Source organism: Nocardia sp. FDAARGOS_372 (genome assembly GCF_002554515.1).
GTDB classification, from domain to species: domain Bacteria; phylum Actinomycetota; class Actinomycetes; order Mycobacteriales; family Mycobacteriaceae; genus Nocardia; species Nocardia farcinica.
In genome coordinates, this window is record NZ_PDDW01000001.1 from 171068 (window position 1) to 185975 (window position 14908).

20 protein-coding genes and 1 tRNA gene are annotated in these 14908 nt (G+C 69.2%); 14 read left to right on the forward strand and 7 right to left on the reverse strand.

Annotation, left to right across the window (positions count from 1 at the left end; genetic code table 11):
• Positions 1 to 9 precede the first annotated feature (9 nt).
• Both CRM89_RS00960 and CRM89_RS00965 read left to right on the forward strand, forming a co-directional pair.
• On the forward strand, positions 10 to 321 hold the full coding sequence (locus tag CRM89_RS00960) for a pyrimidine/purine nucleoside phosphorylase (protein ID WP_060592736.1): 312 nt from the start codon (positions 10 to 12) through the stop codon (positions 319 to 321).
• A gap of 71 nt (positions 322 to 392) precedes the next feature.
• Positions 393 to 1298: an alpha/beta fold hydrolase gene (locus tag CRM89_RS00965; protein WP_098083017.1), complete on the forward strand. Its 906-nt coding sequence runs from the start codon at positions 393 to 395 to the stop codon at positions 1296 to 1298.
• On the opposite strand, the gene CRM89_RS00970 is transcribed toward CRM89_RS00965, so the two are convergent.
• Both CRM89_RS00970 and CRM89_RS00975 read right to left on the reverse strand, forming a co-directional pair.
• The gene (locus tag CRM89_RS00970) at positions 1295 to 2713 is read right to left on the reverse strand and encodes a wax ester/triacylglycerol synthase family O-acyltransferase (RefSeq protein ID WP_086844326.1); all 1419 of its coding nucleotides are present in this window, start codon (positions 2711 to 2713) and stop codon (positions 1295 to 1297) included. The two genes, CRM89_RS00965 and CRM89_RS00970, sit on opposite strands and share 4 nt — an antisense overlap.
• Positions 2714 to 2762: 49 nt before the next feature.
• Positions 2763 to 3287: a hypothetical protein gene (locus tag CRM89_RS00975; RefSeq protein WP_086844324.1), complete on the reverse strand. Its 525-nt coding sequence runs from the start codon at positions 3285 to 3287 to the stop codon at positions 2763 to 2765.
• Between the two features lie 57 nt (positions 3288 to 3344).
• Between CRM89_RS00975 and CRM89_RS30685 the strand changes: the two genes are divergently transcribed.
• Both CRM89_RS30685 and CRM89_RS30690 read left to right on the forward strand, forming a co-directional pair.
• Positions 3345 to 3722, forward strand: coding sequence for a hypothetical protein (locus CRM89_RS30685; RefSeq protein WP_195039634.1), 378 nt, complete (start codon positions 3345 to 3347; stop codon positions 3720 to 3722).
• Between the two features lie 160 nt (positions 3723 to 3882).
• Positions 3883 to 4038 carry a hypothetical protein gene (locus CRM89_RS30690; protein WP_157838360.1) on the forward strand — a complete coding sequence of 52 codons (156 nt, stop codon included), beginning with the start codon at positions 3883 to 3885 and terminating at the stop codon, positions 4036 to 4038.
• A 7-nt stretch (positions 4039 to 4045) separates the two neighbouring features.
• Here the strand turns inward: CRM89_RS30690 and CRM89_RS00985 are convergent, their stop codons facing one another.
• Complete coding sequence (locus CRM89_RS00985) at positions 4046 to 4477, reverse strand: nitroreductase/quinone reductase family protein (protein ID WP_041560783.1); 432 nt, start codon at positions 4475 to 4477, stop codon at positions 4046 to 4048.
• 135 nt (positions 4478 to 4612) lie between these two features.
• Here CRM89_RS00985 and CRM89_RS00990 point away from each other — a divergent pair.
• Positions 4613 to 4689 (forward strand) — tRNA-Ile (locus tag CRM89_RS00990).
• Between the two features lie 231 nt (positions 4690 to 4920).
• Here CRM89_RS00990 and CRM89_RS00995 read toward each other — a convergent pair.
• Both CRM89_RS00995 and CRM89_RS01000 read right to left on the reverse strand, forming a co-directional pair.
• Positions 4921 to 5706 carry an inositol monophosphatase family protein gene (locus CRM89_RS00995; protein WP_228822014.1) on the reverse strand — a complete coding sequence of 262 codons (786 nt, stop codon included), beginning with the start codon at positions 5704 to 5706 and terminating at the stop codon, positions 4921 to 4923.
• A gap of 17 nt (positions 5707 to 5723) precedes the next feature.
• Positions 5724 to 6575 carry a DUF5919 domain-containing protein gene (locus CRM89_RS01000; protein ID WP_098083018.1) on the reverse strand — a complete coding sequence of 284 codons (852 nt, stop codon included), beginning with the start codon at positions 6573 to 6575 and terminating at the stop codon, positions 5724 to 5726.
• 239 nt (positions 6576 to 6814) lie between these two features.
• Here CRM89_RS01000 and CRM89_RS01005 point away from each other — a divergent pair, with 239 nt between their 5' ends.
• The 4 genes from CRM89_RS01005 to CRM89_RS01015 all read left to right on the forward strand — a co-directional run bounded on the left by CRM89_RS01005 (position 6815) and on the right by CRM89_RS01015 (position 8940).
• Entirely contained in the window at positions 6815 to 7114 is a 300-nt protein-coding gene (locus CRM89_RS01005; RefSeq protein WP_228792355.1) for a hypothetical protein, read from the forward strand.
• 85 nt (positions 7115 to 7199) lie between these two features.
• Positions 7200 to 7334 carry a hypothetical protein gene (locus CRM89_RS31955; RefSeq protein WP_256385920.1) on the forward strand — a complete coding sequence of 45 codons (135 nt, stop codon included), beginning with the start codon at positions 7200 to 7202 and terminating at the stop codon, positions 7332 to 7334.
• Positions 7335 to 7573: 239 nt separating this feature from the next.
• Entirely contained in the window at positions 7574 to 8566 is a 993-nt protein-coding gene (locus tag CRM89_RS01010; protein WP_324188825.1) for an NAD(P)-binding domain-containing protein, read from the forward strand.
• On the forward strand, positions 8566 to 8940 hold the full coding sequence (locus CRM89_RS01015) for a VOC family protein (RefSeq protein ID WP_060592716.1): 375 nt from the start codon (positions 8566 to 8568) through the stop codon (positions 8938 to 8940). The genes CRM89_RS01010 and CRM89_RS01015 overlap by 1 nt, the downstream gene beginning before the upstream one ends.
• A gap of 1 nt (position 8941) precedes the next feature.
• Here the strand turns inward: CRM89_RS01015 and CRM89_RS01020 are convergent, their stop codons facing one another.
• Positions 8942 to 9814 (reverse strand): alpha/beta fold hydrolase, encoded by an 873-nt coding sequence (locus tag CRM89_RS01020; RefSeq protein ID WP_098086847.1) that lies wholly within the window; start codon positions 9812 to 9814, stop codon positions 8942 to 8944.
• Positions 9814 to 10326, reverse strand: a complete 513-nt coding sequence (locus CRM89_RS31490; protein ID WP_228822000.1) for a hypothetical protein — start codon at positions 10324 to 10326, stop codon at positions 9814 to 9816. Before CRM89_RS31490 ends, CRM89_RS01020 begins: the two co-directional genes overlap by 1 nt.
• A 55-nt stretch (positions 10327 to 10381) precedes the next feature.
• Here CRM89_RS31490 and CRM89_RS31495 point away from each other — a divergent pair, with 55 nt between their 5' ends.
• From CRM89_RS31495 to CRM89_RS01045, 5 genes are all read left to right on the forward strand, one after another.
• Positions 10382 to 10645 (forward strand): helix-turn-helix domain-containing protein, encoded by a 264-nt coding sequence (locus CRM89_RS31495; RefSeq protein ID WP_228821999.1) that lies wholly within the window; start codon positions 10382 to 10384, stop codon positions 10643 to 10645.
• A 172-nt stretch (positions 10646 to 10817) separates the two neighbouring features.
• Positions 10818 to 11159, forward strand: coding sequence for a hypothetical protein (locus CRM89_RS01030; protein ID WP_098083020.1), 342 nt, complete (start codon positions 10818 to 10820; stop codon positions 11157 to 11159).
• Between the two features lie 148 nt (positions 11160 to 11307).
• Entirely contained in the window at positions 11308 to 12714 is a 1407-nt protein-coding gene (locus CRM89_RS01035) for a cytochrome ubiquinol oxidase subunit I (protein WP_098083021.1), read from the forward strand.
• A complete protein-coding gene (locus CRM89_RS01040; protein ID WP_041559976.1) occupies positions 12714 to 13751 on the forward strand; it encodes a cytochrome d ubiquinol oxidase subunit II in 1038 nt (345 codons plus the stop codon). Before CRM89_RS01035 ends, CRM89_RS01040 begins: the two co-directional genes overlap by 1 nt.
• Positions 13751 to 14446: a type 1 glutamine amidotransferase domain-containing protein gene (locus CRM89_RS01045; protein ID WP_060592713.1), complete on the forward strand. Its 696-nt coding sequence runs from the start codon at positions 13751 to 13753 to the stop codon at positions 14444 to 14446. Before CRM89_RS01040 ends, CRM89_RS01045 begins: the two co-directional genes overlap by 1 nt.
• Positions 14447 to 14908 lie beyond the last annotated feature (462 nt).

Genomic DNA, 14908 nt, shown 5'->3' on the forward strand with positions numbered 1-14908 from the left:
AAAGAGCGTATGTCGAAGTTCGAGAATGTCAGCGTCGCGAAGAAGGCCAACGTCTACTTCGACGGCGCATGTGTCAGCCACAGCATCGAATTCCCCGACGGCACCGCCAAGTCGGTCGGGGTGATCCTGCCCGCGACGCTGACCTTCGGCACCGCCGCGCCCGAGGTCATGGAGCTGGTCGAGGGCCACTGCCGCGTCACCCTGCCCGGTGCCGACGCGCCGGTCACGTTCCGGGGCGGGGAGTCCTTCGAGGTGCCCGCCGACAGCGAGTTCACCATCGAGGTGCTCGAGACCGTGCACTACGTCTGCCACTACGGCTGACCACGCGCGCTACCCTGGGGGACACGTATAGAACGTGTTCCAGTTTCCGGGGTGGTGCGAGGAGGGCGACGATGGCCGGACCCGACGTGCGGGCGACCCGGATCCACCGGCTGGTGCGGCGCGCGGGCGTCCCCGACATCGCGGGCGTCCCGGGTGGGCGCGAGATCGAGCTGCCCGGTCGCGGCAGCACCTACGTCGTCGACATCCCCGGCCCGGCGGGCGCGCCCGCGCTGATCCTGTTGCACGGCACCGCCAGCACCGCCCTGCTCAACTGGTTTCCCGCGCTGGAAGGGCTCTCCGAGCGGTTCCGGGTCATCCTGTTCGACCAGCGCTGGCACGGCCGCGGTATCCGCTCGCGCACCTTCCGTCTCGACGACTGCGCCGACGACGTGGTCGCCGTCGCCGACGCGCTCGACGTGCCGCGTGCCGTCTGCGTCGGCTACTCCCTCGGCGGCGCCGTCGCGTTGACCACCGCCCACCGTCACCCCGACCGGGTGGCCGGGCTCGTGCTGTGCGCGACGCCGTACCGGTTCCGGGAGAAGTGGCGCGAGAAGGCCTTTCATCAGGCGTTCGGCGCCCTCGCCGACGTGATCGCCCCGCTGTCGCTGCGCCGCGCGGAGAAGCTGCTGCACGCGCTGCCGGAGGTGCCCGAGCAGCAATGGGCGCCGGGCGAGTTCGAGCGCTGGGCGCTGGCGGAGTTCCGCAGCACCAGCGGCTGGGCCTTGACCCAGGTGATCGCCGAGGTCGGCCGGTTCGACGCCACGCCGTGGCTGCACACCCTCGACCTGCCGACCGCCGTCGTCATCACCACCCGCGACCGCGCCATCCCGGTGTACCGGCAGCTGGAGATGGCGACCATGATCCCCGGCGCCACCATCCATCTGGCCCGCACCGGACACACCGGTTGCGTGTTCGGCGCGGACCGCTTCGTCCCCGCGGTACTGGCCGCCTGCGACTCGGTCGCCGACCGGCTCTAGCCGCGCTGCCGCGCCGCCTGCCGCAGCTCCTCGAGGGCGTCGGGGATCTCGTTCGCCAGCTCGTGCACATCGGGCACCAGCTCCTTGCAGGCGATGAGCCCGAAATCGAGGTGGCCGTTGTTCGACAGCGCGGTGATGGTGAGCCCGGCGCCGTGGAAGACCGGCCCGAACGGATAGATGCCGAGCACCTTCACGCCGAGGAAATACAGCGGCATCGGCGGGCCCGGCACGTTCGAGACCACAAGGTTGTGCACCACCGGGTGCCGCTCGGCCAGCTTGAACGACGAATACAGCCGCATCGCCAGCCGGAAGGTGTTCGGCGGCGCGTACTGCGTCCAGTCCTGCAGGAAGTCCGAGCCGATCAACTCGTGTTCGTCCTTGGCGCCCTTGTTCGCCTCGGCGACCTTCGACAGCCGCTCCACCGGATCGGCGATGTCGGTGCCCAGCTCGCAGAACAGCGAGGAAACCTTGTTGATGCCCTCGGTGTGCCGGGAGGACTCGTGCACCGACACCGGCACCGAGGCGATCAGCGAGCGGTCCGGCAGCTCGCCCCGGCGCTCCAGGTAGCGGCGCAGCGCGCCGCCGACGGCGGCCAGCACCACGTCGTTGACCTTCACCGCGAAGGCCTCCTTGATCTCCTTCACCGTGTCCAGGTCGGTCGCGGTGAAGGCGACCGTGCGGTGCGGGGTGATCGCCTTGTTGAACGGCGTGCGCGGGGCGGTGAGCGGAATCGCCATGCCGGGCATGTCGGTGGCGCGCCGCCGCATGACGAAGCCCGCCAGCATGCCGACCGTCTTGGGCAGCATGCCGACCACGCCCGCACGGGCCGGCAAGCGCACGGCCGCGTCGGCCAGCAGCCGCCAGTCGCTGGGCTGCGGCTCCGGGCGCGGCGGCCGGTGCGCGTCGGGTGGCTCCGGCGCCTCGGTCCTGGTCGCGCCCGGCTCGATATCGCACAGGTGCATCATCATGTTCGCCCCGGTGATGCCGTCGACGGCCGCGTGGTGGTACTTGGAGATCACCGCGACCTTGTCCCCGTCGACCCCCTCGACCACGCTCATCTGCCACAGCGGCCTGCTGCGGTCCATCGGGGTGCTGGCGATGTCGCCGACCAGCTCGGCCAGCTCCTTGCGGCCGCCCGGGCGCGGCAACCCGTAGCGGCGGATGTGGTAGTCCAGATCGAAGTCGGCGTCCTCGACCCACAGCGGATGGTCGAGGTTCAACGGCACCTGACGTAGTCGCCTGCGCATCTGCGGAACGTAGGCGAGCCTGCGCCCCAGCTCGGCTTTGAAGGCGTCGAAGGAGTAGTCCGCGCCCTCGGCCGTCGGATCCAGGATCAGCAGCGCGCACACGTGCAGATGCTGGGTCCCGGTCTCCAGGTACAGGAAGCTGGCATCCAGTCCGGTGAGTCGTTCCATAGCAGAAGTCTACTAGAACACGTTCTAGTTTTGTGGCGTCCTCGGCCGGTCAGCTGTGGTCGGGCGCCGCCCGCCGCAACTCCGCTTCGATCGCCGCCACCCGCTCGGCCGCGATGCCCCACGGATGCGCCACCCCCACCCGGCGGTCGAGATCCCACAACACGCACGTCTCGCCCGGCTGCGCGACCAATGACCAGGCCACCACGGTGCGGCCGAGCTGTTCGGTCATCGTGCCGTGCTTCGCCGCCGTCGGTGACCCGGACCCGTCCGGGTAATGGTGCAGGAAGCGGCCGTAGGCGGCGTCGCAGAAGGCGGCGTAGCGTTCCGTGCACAGGATCAGCCCGTGCCAGGCCTCGTCCACCGCGTGCGACGGCATCCCGATCACCTGGCCGTCGCGCATGGCCGCGCCGCAGCAGCGCAGCCACTGCCGCAACCCCGTCTCCACCAGCTCGCGGGGCTGCCAAGGGCAGGTCTTGAACACCGCCTCGGGCAGTTCCAGCGCGGCCACCGCCTGCTCGACGTCGCGCAGGTCGACCGGCCCGGCGCCCCGGTTCCGGAAGGGAAAAATCCGCACGATTCACTGTACGGCGCAACGCTGCGGACAGGGGCGTTCCGCCGCTACCATGCACGAGTGACGCTCGCGGTAGTCCTGTTGGTCATCATCATGATCCTGCTGATCGGGGGCGGCGTCGCGGTCTTCGTCATCGGGATGATCAGATCCGTCGGTGCCCAGGTGCCACCGCCGCCGTACGGCGCGGGCAGGCACGGGTACGACACCTCGCTGTGGTCGGCCGCCGACGCCGGTGGTGCAGGCCGGCACGACCCCGGCGGCTTCGGGTGCTCCAGCGGTGACGGATTCTCCGGTGGTGACGGATGCTCGGCGGGGGAGGGTTCGTCCGGCGGAAGCAGCTGTTCGGGTGGTAGCAGCTGCGGTGGGGGCAGCAGTTGTGGCGGCGGAAGCAGCAGCAGTTGTGGCGGTGGGAGCAGCTGCGGCGGCGGTGGCGGCTGACGGCGCGGTCCCTCCCGGCGGGCGATCCAGAGCCGCCGGCTATCGGACGACCGCGATTAGCGCGCAACGCAATTGGGTATGTCCAACGGTCGGCGAGCATAAACTGTGACATAGCACGCACCCTCCGTCGTGGCAGTGTGAGCGACGTTAAGGTGCCTGCGTGCAAACTCTGATCGTGGTCGGCGTGGTCATCGCCGTCCTCTTCCTCGTCTTCGCCGTGGTCCAATTCGCCAGCCGCCCCCCGCGCGACCGAAGTCGTTACGACACAGCAGATTCGCGTGCCGGCGCCGGATGGGCGGCCGACACCGACGACTGAACCGCGGTCACCGCGTCGGAGTGAGCACCACCACGGCGATGGGCCGTTTCGTCATCCGCTGATATTCGCTGTACCGGCCCCGATTCACCCCGTCGACCAGCGCCCACCGGCGTGCGTACTCCGGATCGTCCGGATACGTCGCCCGCGCAACGACTTCCAGCTTCCTCCGCCCCACCTGGATCGCGCACTCCGGCGAGGCCTTCACATTCGCCAGCCACCCCGGCGGTCGCGGCGACCCACCGTTGGACGCCGTCACCAGATAACTCTCCCCGTCCCGCGCGTACGTCAGCGCCGACGTACGCGGCTCCCCCGTCTTCCGCCCGACCGTATACAACAACAGGGTCGGATTCCCCAGCAACAGCCGATGCCCCACCCAGCCGTTGCTGTGCTCGTAGATCCACTGATGGGCCTTCAACGCGCGGACGAACAGATTCGCCATCTCCACACCTCACTCGTGTGCTCATGTGCCGTCGATGTCCTTCGAGCCCCACCCACCCTACGACCCCACCCGCTGACTGGTGCCCGCCCCGCCGCACCCGGTACCATCCACCACGCCGCGGCCCATCCGCGGAGCGGGGCGGTAGCTCAGTCGGTTAGAGCCGTGGACTCATAATCCATTGGTCGCGGGTTCGAGCCCCGCCCGCCCCACCACCCCTTCTTCCTGGGAACTATTTGCAACTTCTCGGCCTGTGTCCAGGAGTCTTCGGCCTTCGAAAAACGCTGTTCGAGCCGGTGTGGTGGGGCGGTCGCTGCCCCGCCGCGCGCAGCCGAGCGTCGCCCGGTCTTCGAGGCGCGGCGAAACTATGCCGGGCGGAATGCCTTCTCCGAGCAGAAGTAATCGCAATCCCCGGTCGCCGAGTGAGTATGCGCTTTCCCGCTCGATCAGTGATGGCCTGCTCTCGCATCGGCCACCAGACGGAGTAGCTCGGCAGACAGGCCCGGCGCAGCGGCGATGGTGTGTTTCGATCCCACGGTGTGCGGGCTGCCGTCGGTGTCGGTGACCAGCGCGCCGCTCTCGGCGGCGATCAGAGCGCCGGCGGCGGTGTCCCAGGGGTTGTTGGACAGCATGACGCAGCCGTCGGTGCGTCCCTCGGCCACCCACACGAGGTCGAGTGCCGCCGAACCGAACATCCGCACCCGCTCGACCCGCTCCGCGAGTGCGGCCGTGATCGCCAGGCGCTCCCGGTTCTTCCGCGCGGCCCCGGCACCGACCGCGTAGTCGCCGAGAGAGATCACGGCGTCGGAGAGGCGGGTGACGGTACTCGCGGTCATCGACGCGTCGTTCACAGAGGCCCCGGCATCGAGGGCGGCGTGATACTCGAGGTCGAGGAATGGTGCGTTGACGACGCCGAGCACGGATCGCCCGTGCTCGACCAGGGCGAGCGAGACGGCGCAGAGAGGGAGTCCGTGGACGAAGTTCGAGGTGCCGTCGATGGGGTCCAAGGTCCACCAGCGAGACTGTTCCGACAGGTCCGGTGCGGGGTTCGCTTCCTCCCCGAGGAAGCCGATCTCCGGCGTGTGCCGCGCCAAGAACTCCTGGACCACCATCTGAATCTCGACGTCCAATTCGGTGACGTAATCGCGGTCGCTCTTGGCGCTCACCTTTCCTGCCGGGGCGTTGAGCAGGAGCTTCGATCCTTTCGAAACCGCTTCTCGCGCCACATCCATGAGCTGAGCAGAACTGGTCACCGAGTCACCTCCCGGGCGTCGGTCCACGTGCTCTGGAACACGGCTGCGAACGTATCGAACACGCCGCCCGCCTTCTCGGATCGCCGGGTGACGAAGGCCGGAGCTTCCACACCGCGAGAGTGCGGGAGGTAGGGCTGCATGACACAGAGTTCTCGATCGACGATTGTGATATTGAAGCGCGCAGGCGCGTCGTAGATTCGCAATTCGAGTCGTGCGGAAGCCGGTGTGGATCCCAAGGCAGCAGCACGCTGCAACACGTGCATGTTCAGTCGAGTGAGACTACGTAACGTGCCCGCTGCATGATTCTCCTCCCTCTCTCGCTCGGCGGTATGCCTGCCCTCTGGGTTCAAGAAGAGACATCGGACTGCCACTCCGTCTTCCAGCAGCCTCAGCAGCGCGGTGTCGGAGAACTGCTGACAAAAGAGGTTCAGGGAAATGCCCATCAGGTCGATGCTGTTGGCCGCCGCGAAAAGTTCCTGCGGCGGCATTGCGCGCAGGAAGTCCACTCGGCTCCCATAAACGATCACGCGGTCGCCCGGAGCGTCGTTGTTCGTGCTCCCGGCCGACTCGGCGCGGTTGCGGGCCAGATCACCGATACCGCCGGTATACGGCGCGAAAAGCTCTTCCATCGACCAGCCCGGGAACATCTCGGTGAGAACCCGGCGGTGATGGGGGTAGGGCAGCCCGGCGATGCTGCCGGACAGCCATCGGTAGAACTGTGCCTTCTTCGGACCGCTGCCGACGATGTGCGGATCGATCCGGCGCGCTATTCGATCGTACTCGCGATTGAAGGCGGAAACCGTCTGCAGATGGCGTTGCTGCAGTAGAGCTTTGAGAAGTGTCGCCATGCGGTGCTTCCCCTGAGGCTTGGTGAGGGACCGGGACTCTCACAGATGAGACACGGAAGATCAAGCTACCAGCCATCCGTGTTCCACGAGAGACACCCGCGGAGGCGCGACGCGACAGTGCGCGGGAGAAGACTGGCCCTCGGCGTCGCCGCAACCCGCATCCGTACCTCGAGGCCCCGGTGGACCGGGCAGGGAGGCGTGCGCGGCGGCCCTGACTGAGGCTGAACGAGGAATAGGGGATGGGAATGTTCGCGCTCGGATGGAGAGATCCGACGTCGCCTACGGCGGAATGGGATATCGCGCAGGTTCGTCGGTTGGCTCGGCGGTTGGGCTACCGCCTGCTCTGGGCCGATTCGTGTTCCGTGTTGGGGTTGGCCGAGCAAGTCGAGTCCTCGGGTGTGGGGACGATCTTGTTGCCCTCTTCCGCACATGTGGATGCGGTGACGCTGGATCGGATCATGGCGGCCGCCGACGTCGAGTGCGCGGCTCCGCGCGTGTCCTTCGCGCGCTGGTCGGTACTGGGCGGGGTGCAACGGTGACGGCCCAGTTCGGGTTGATCGTGGCTATCGCGCTGCCGCTTGCGGTGGTCGTCGCGATGATCCTTTGGCCGTCCGACTACGACGAATGACCTACGCCTTGGCCCGATGGCCGGCTATTCACGTCATGCGTTCGATCAACGCCGACAATATTTCGAGTTACGCGCGCTCCTCGGTGTCCGGTCTGTTCGGTTCGGAGATGAAGGGCGCTTGTGCGCTGTGAAGTGCTGGCGTTGCGGTTTCGGACCGGACCCGAGTGCGGACGTCGGCGCGGCCGTCGTACGACGGCTGTGACTTCGGGCAGCCTGCTCCACCGATTCCAGCTCTGACCTGTTCGCTTACCTCGGGGTGGGGAGCTCCCGGCAAAAGTGCGTACTTGTCGCCGCCCTGCCGCGCATCGACACTCGCCCCAATCGAGAATTTCGCCGTGGTTGCGCGGCGCAACCCCGTGATCGGAGTTTCATGACAGGCCAGAACACTTCGGTGACCGTGCTCGGCACCGGTTCGATGGGTACCGCGGTCGCCGAGGCACTGCTTTCGGCGGGGCATCCGACCACGGTGTGGAATCGCACCCCGGAACGTGCGGCGGCGTCGGTGGCGGCGGGGGCGCGGCAGGAACTCGGGATTGCGGAGGCTGTCGCGGCGAGCCCGTTGATCATCGGGACCGCGACGAGTTTCGCGGCTACGCGGGACAGTCTGGGTGCGGCGGTGGATGCGCTGAGTGGGCGGACGATCATCACGTTGAACAGCGGAACACCCGCATCCGCAAGGGAATTTGCCGAATGGGTCACCGACAGGGGAGCACGATTCCTCGGTGGCGCGGTGAAGAATGTGCCCGGGGCGGTTGGAAAGCCGGACACGCTGCTGTATTTCGGTGGGGAGCGGGAGATCTTCGACCGCTACTACGACGTGTTGCGGGCGCTCGGTGGGGACCTCGTGCACCTGGGGGCCGAGCCGGATACCGCCGCGCTCTACGAATCCGCGGTCGGCGCGACGTTGCTCCCCGCGTTGCTCGGGTTCTTCGAGGGGGCCGCGATGGTGGCGTCGCGGGGGCTGCCGGCGCGGTCGATGGTGCCGTACTCGGTCAAATGGTTGCAGATGATCGAATCGCTGCTGCCGGTGCTGGCCGAGGAGATCGACCATCGCGATTACACGCGGCTCGGGTCTTCGATCGGGCTGTTCCATGCCGCGATCGAGGACGACCGGCGGCTCGGGGAGGAGACCGGGGTAGACATGTCCTGGCATTCGCCGATGCACGACCTCCTGCGCCGGGCCGTCGACGAGGGCGGGCCGCGCACAGTGTCACCGCACTCATCGAACTCCTGGCACCGGATCGCACGGCGGTGCGGGATCGGTAGTTGGTTCAGCCGGGCACTTCGTCCCCGAGGGCGGCCGGTTTCCACCCCACCCCACCGGGTACACGCACCGCGTTGTCCGAGCGGAGGAGGTCGATGATGACGGCGGAGGGTGTCAAGGGTTTGCGGACGGTTGTGTTGGATTGCCCGGAGCCGCGGGAGCTGGCCGAGTTCTACCGGGGTCTGCTGGGCGGTGAGATCATCGAGGAGGAGAGCGATCGGACGTGGGTGGCGCTGCTGGATCCGCAGGGGCGGCGGCTGGCCTTCCAGCTCGCACCGGAATATCAGCCGCCGACCTTCCCGGATCCGCGCGCCTCGCAGCAGATCCACCTGGACATCCTGGTGCGCGATGTGGAGGTCGCCGAGCCCGCGGTGCTGGCGCTCGGGGCGAAGTTCGTGCAGGCGGCCGAGAACTTCCGCGTCTACACCGATCCGGTCGGGCACACCTTCTGTCTGGTGTGGCTCGAGGAGTGAATCAGTTTGCCGCCGCAGTGTTCTCGACAGGCCGGTCGAGCCAGGCGAGCAGTGCTTCGGTGACCTCGGTGGGGCGTTGTTCCATCACGAAATGGTCGGCGTCGAGCAGGACCAGGTGCGCGCCGGGGATGCGGCTCGCCAGTTCCCGGGCGGTGTGCAGGGGGATGGCCGGGTCGCGGCGTCCCCAGATCACGGTGGTCGGGCAGTCGACGGCGGCCAGACCCGCGGCGAGTTCGGGGCGCACCCGCACCCGGTAACCGGCCCAGAAGTGGGCGTACCAGCGGCGGCCTTCGGGGGTGCGCAGCATGCTCAGGTAGTCGTCGAGCAGGCCGGGGGAGAACGAGCCGTTGCGGACATATCCGCGCAGGCCCCAGCGGTGCAGGGGATACATCGCGCGCACGGTGAGCAAGCGGCGGGTGGCGCGGTGGCTCGCGAGCGTGGTGAACGCGCCGAACAGCAGGCGGTAGGGCCAGGTGAAGGTGCCGTGGGCGCGGGAGTTCAGGAGCGCGAACCGGCGGACCCGGTGCGGATACCGGTGCAGGAAACCGAGGCCGAGGAAGCCGCCGTAGTCGTGGCAGGCCAGGTCGACGCGGTCCAGGCCGAGGGCGTCGAGCAGGCGGGCGAGGCGGTCGACCTCGCTGTCGTAGTCGTGGGACAGGCGGACATCGCGGTCGGAGGCGCCCCAGCCGGGCAGGTCGGGCGCGATCACGCGCCGCACCGCCGCCAGTGGTGCGAGCTGATGCGACCAGGCGCGATGATCCTCCGGCCAGCCGTGCAGCAGCACCAGTGGTCCGCCGCGGCCCGCGGTCACGTAGGCCACGCGGACGCCGTCGACGGTCGTCTCCCGCACGGTGCTGTCGAGGGAACTGCTCATCATCGCCTCCCTGGGGTTGTTCGGTTGTGGGTATCGTCGGCCCCATGACCCGGTTCGCACTTCCGGAAACGTGCGCCGCGGATGTGGGCACGGCCCGACTGTGGGTGCGGCTCGGGCACGCGGTCTACCTCGGCCCGAGCCCCGGGCTCGACCCGCACTCGACCGCCATCCCCTCGCTCGGTGTCGGCGTCGACGCACCGTTCCTCGTGCGGGTGCCCGAGCACGGCGACATCGAAGCGCGAAGTTTCCTGTTCCGCGCCAGGACGATTCACCACGTCGCGCGGAGCAGCGGGCGGATGCTCTACTGCTTCTTCGATCCGACCTCCACCCGCGTCGCGCACTGTCTCGGCGGAATGAACCGCGCCGTCGGTGGCTACCCGGTCGAACACCGGCACGAAGCCGAGCTGATCGCGCTGTGCGAGCGGAACCCGCTCGACGTCGACCGGGTGCTCGAGCTGGCGGGGATGCCGCTGCCGGTGATCCGCGATCCCCGGATCGCCGCCGGCCGCCATCCGCGCCGATCCCGCCCAACCCCAACGCGCCTCGGAACAGGCACGAGGAGCCGGATTGTCCACCTCCTACTTTCTCCGCACCTTCGCCGCGCAGACCGGGACCAGCTTCCGCCGCTATGTGCAGTGGGCGCGGATGCTGCGGGTGGCGCGGGCGTACGCGGCCGGGCACGACATCACCCGCGCGGGTGTCGACGCCGGATTCGCTTCGCCGTCGCATTTCAGCGACACCTTCCGCGCCATGTTCGGCCTCACGCCGACGGCGTTCCTCGGCCTGGGCGGGACGCTGCGCATCATCGAGGACCAGCCGCGGCCCGCCTGAATGTCCCCGCCTGAATGTCACTGGGTGCTGGTAGCTTTCGCGCCGACGCACCGACGACGAGCGGGACCGGGGAAATGACCGCGCCCGCGGTGATGGGGGCACGCGCGGCGCGCTCGGTCACCCGTCGCGCCATCGCCAGCTCGCGCTCCACGGCCCGTTCGGCGCCGGTGCTGTGGACGTTCGACTCCGGCTCGGCTCGGCCTACTCCGTGCGGTACCCCGACGAGGAGCTCTACCTCGTCACCACCAACGGCACCCTGGCCTGTCTGGACGTCGCCGAATCCGCGGTCCGCGCCGCCGAGGACGGCGTGCTGCCGCCGACCGTCTCGATCAAGGCACCCGAGATGTCGGCGGTCCTGCCGAGCAACACCGTCGAAATCACCACCGGCCCCGGTGATGGCGTGCTGGTGGAGTGCGTGGAGCGCAACGGGCGGCTGCGCGTGCACATCGTCTCCCCGGGCTACCGCCGCGAATGGAACGCCCAATTCCCCCGCGACATCCGCCGCCTGCGGTGAGGGGCAACCGAGCCACGCCGCACAGGCCGCTCGGGGGTCGGACGATCCACTGATCCGGGAGGCTGGGCCGACCGGGTGATTTCGCCGGGGAATGGGGGATACCTCGGGAAAGGGCTGGTCGGCTCGGGTATCGAGGAAGGGGCGGTCGATGGTGGTGGAGATGTGGGGGGTGCTGGCGGCGGGGGAGGGGCCGCCGGGGTTGCTGCCCGCGCGGCAGCAGATGGCGTTCTCGCTGGGGTGGCACATCGTGCTGGCGTGTTTCGGGGTGGCGTTTCCGGCGATGATCTTCGTGGTGCATCGACGGGGGATCGTGCGCGGGGACGCGGTGGCGTTGGGGTTGGCGAAGCGGTGGGCGACGGTGTCGGCGATCCTGTTCGCGATCGGGGCGGTGTCGGGCACGGTGCTCAGCTTCGAGATGGGGCTGTTGTGGCCGGGGTTGATGGGGCGCTACGGGGACGTGCTGGGGTTGCCGTTCGCGTTCGAGGGGTTGTCGTTCTTCGTGGAGGCGATCTTTCTCGGCATCTATCTCTACGGGTGGGGGCGGATGCCGCCGCGGCGGCATCTGTTGATGCTGGTGCCGATGGCGGTGGCGGGGGTGGTGGGCACCTTCTGCGTGGTGAGTGTGAACGCGTGGATGAACAATCCCACCGGGTTCCGGCTGGTCGACGGCGAGGTGACCGACGTGAACCCGTGGCGGGCGATGTTCAACGACGCGGCGTTCCTGCAGTTCGCGCACATGTGGGTGGGGGCTTTCATGGTGGTCGGCTTCGTGGTGGCGGGGGTGTACGCGGCGGGGATGCTGCGGGGGCGGCGCGACGAGCACCATCGGCTGGGCTTCACGGTGCCGTTCGTGTTCGCCACCGTGGCCGCGCTGGCGCAACCGCTGATCGGGCACGTGCTGGGCATGCGGGTGCACGATTCGCAACCGGCGAAGCTGGCGGCCTTCGAGCTGGCCACCACCACCGAGGGACCGGCGCCGCTGCGGCTGGGCGGGCTGCTGATCGACGGTGAGGTGCGGGGCGCGCTCGAGATCCCGCGGCTGGGGTCGATCATCGCCCGCAATTCGCTGACGGCGCCGATTCCCGGGCTGGACACCGTCCCGGCCGACGAACACCCGCCGGTCAACATCACCCACCTGGCCTTCCAGACGATGGTCGCGGTCGGCACCGCGCTCGCGCTGCTCGTGGTCGTGTTCTGGGTGCTGCGCTGGCGGCGCCGCGACCTGCTGGCCCACCGGTGGTTCCTGCGGGTCGCGGTGGTCGCCGGGCCGCTGGCGGTGCTGGCGCTCGAGTGCGGCTGGATCGCCACCGAGGTGGGACGGCAGCCGTGGACGGTGTGGCAGGTGTTGACCACCAGGGACGCGGCGAGCACCAGCGAGGGGTTGTGGTGGAGTTTCACGATCGTGCTGCTGGTCTATCTCGGGATGACGGTGGGCGCGGTCGTCGTGCTGCGGTCGATGGCGCGGCGGTGGCGGGCCGGCGCGGTGCACATCGCCGCCCCGTACGGGCCGGGCGCGGCGCCGGTCGATGAGGCCGAGCGCGCCGGGAGGCCGTGATGGAACTGTCGGATGTGGTCGCCTCGGCGATGTTCGCCGGGGTGGTGGCCTACGCGCTGTTCGCCGGCGCGGATTTCGGGTCGGGGTTCTGGGACCTCACCGCGGGCGGTGCGCGGCGCGGCGGACGGTTGCGCGTGCTGATCGACCACAGCATCGGCCCGGTCTGGGAAGCCAACCACGTCTGGCTCATCTACATCCTGGTGTTCCTGTGGACGGCATACCCCGGCGCCTTCGCCGCGATCATGACCACGCTGTTCATTCCGATGAGCCTGGCCCTGCTCGGCATCGTGCTGCGCGGGGCGAACTTCGCCTTCCGCAAGTACTCGGCCACGATCAACCAGGCGCGCCTCTACGGCGCGCTGTTCGCCGGGGCCTCGCTGATCACGCCGTTCTTCTTCGGCACGGTCGTCGGCGCGGTCGCCTCGGGCCGGGTGCCCGCCGACGGATACGGCGACCTGGTGGGTTCGTGGGTCAATCCCACCTCGCTGATCGGCGGCACGCTGGCGGTGGGGACCTCGGCGTTCCTGGCCGGGGTGTTCCTCACCGCCGATGCCGCCCGTTCCGGCGACGACGCGCTGGCCGCCTATCTGCGCCCGCGCACCCTGGTCGTCGGTGCGGTGACGGGCGCGTTCGCGATCGCGGCCATCGCCCCGATCCGCCGCGACGCCCCGACACTGGGCCACGAGCTGCTCGGGCGCGCGCTGCCGTTGATCGTGGTGTCCGCCGCCGCGGGAGTGCTCACTCTCGTGTTGGTGTACCGGGGACGGTTCGGGTGGGCGCGGGTCTCGGCGCTGGTGGCGGTGGCGGCGATCGTGCTCGGCTGGGCGGTGGCCCAGACTCCGTGGATCCTGGTCGACCAGCTGCTCATCGCCGACGCGGCGGGCGCGCGGTCCACGCTGATCGGATTGCTGGTCGTGGTGGCGCTGGCCGGGGTGACGGTGTTGCCGGCATTGGCCTACCTGTTCTGGCTGACTCAGACCGATGCGTGGGTACGCGAGGAGAACAGCACCGATTCCGATCATGCGAGGAGAGACTGATGGCCGAGATCTTGTTCGTCATGTCCGGCGCCGACCACTGGACGCTGGCCGACGGCACGAAGCACCCGACCGGGTTCTGGGCGGAGGAGTTCGTCGCCCCCTACGAGGTGTTCACCGCGGCGGGGCACACGGTGACCGTCGCGACACCGGGCGGGGTGGTGCCGAGCGTGGACCGGGGCAGCCTGGCGCCCGAGGTCAACGGGGGGCCGGAGAACGCGGCGAAGCTGGCCGAGGCCGTGCGCACCGCCGCGCCGTTGCAGCATCCCGTCCCGCTGGCCGAGGTGGATCCGGCCGATTACGCCGCGGTGTTCTATCCGGGCGGGCACGGCCCGATGGAGGATCTGCCCACCGACGCCGACTCCGGGCGCGTGCTGGCGCAGGCGTTGTCGTCGGGCAAGCCGTTGGGCGTGGTGTGCCACGGGCCCGCCGCACTGCTGGCCACCGCCGACGCCGACGGCAATTCCCCGTTCGCGGGCTACCGGCTGACGGCGTTCAGCAACGCCGAGGAGGAGCAGGCCGGGTTGGCCGCCAAGGCGCCCTGGCTGCTCGCGGACCGGTTGCGCGAGCTGGGGGTGGAGTACCGCGAAGGCGAACCGTGGGCGCCGCACATCGAAGTCGATCGCACCCTCTACACCGGACAGAACCCGGCGTCGTCACGGCCGCTGGCGGAGGAGATCGTGCGCGCCCTCGACTGACCTGTCCGGATGCCGACGAGTGACCTGGGAATTCCCGCGACCGGACGGGTGCATTCTCCGGCAGGCGTGTCTCAGCGGGAATCGCCGCGACCCGGACCGCCGCCGGGGCCACCCGCCGGACGAATCCCGGGCGCCGCGTGGCTCGACCGCCCGGTCCGATTCCGGGCGAATTGCTCGTCCGATGCTCGGACTCCGCCGGGAAAGCCGGGACGGCGGCGGTGGCCGGAGCCGCGCACGTCCGCCCGTCACCGCCGCCCTCCGGTCTGATCCACCCGGAAGTTACGGGGCGGATGCCGGGAAATCGCTGCGTATCCGCCCGTTTTGCCGGATTCCGTTATCCGATCTCAACAATCTCTTCACATTTCCGACCAGAACCGTTCACCGGGTAGGCGGATTTTGGTTCATCTCGTGGTCAGGGGAGGCGGCCAAGCTCTGGAGCGGCCTCGCGAAGGGGTTCTACCG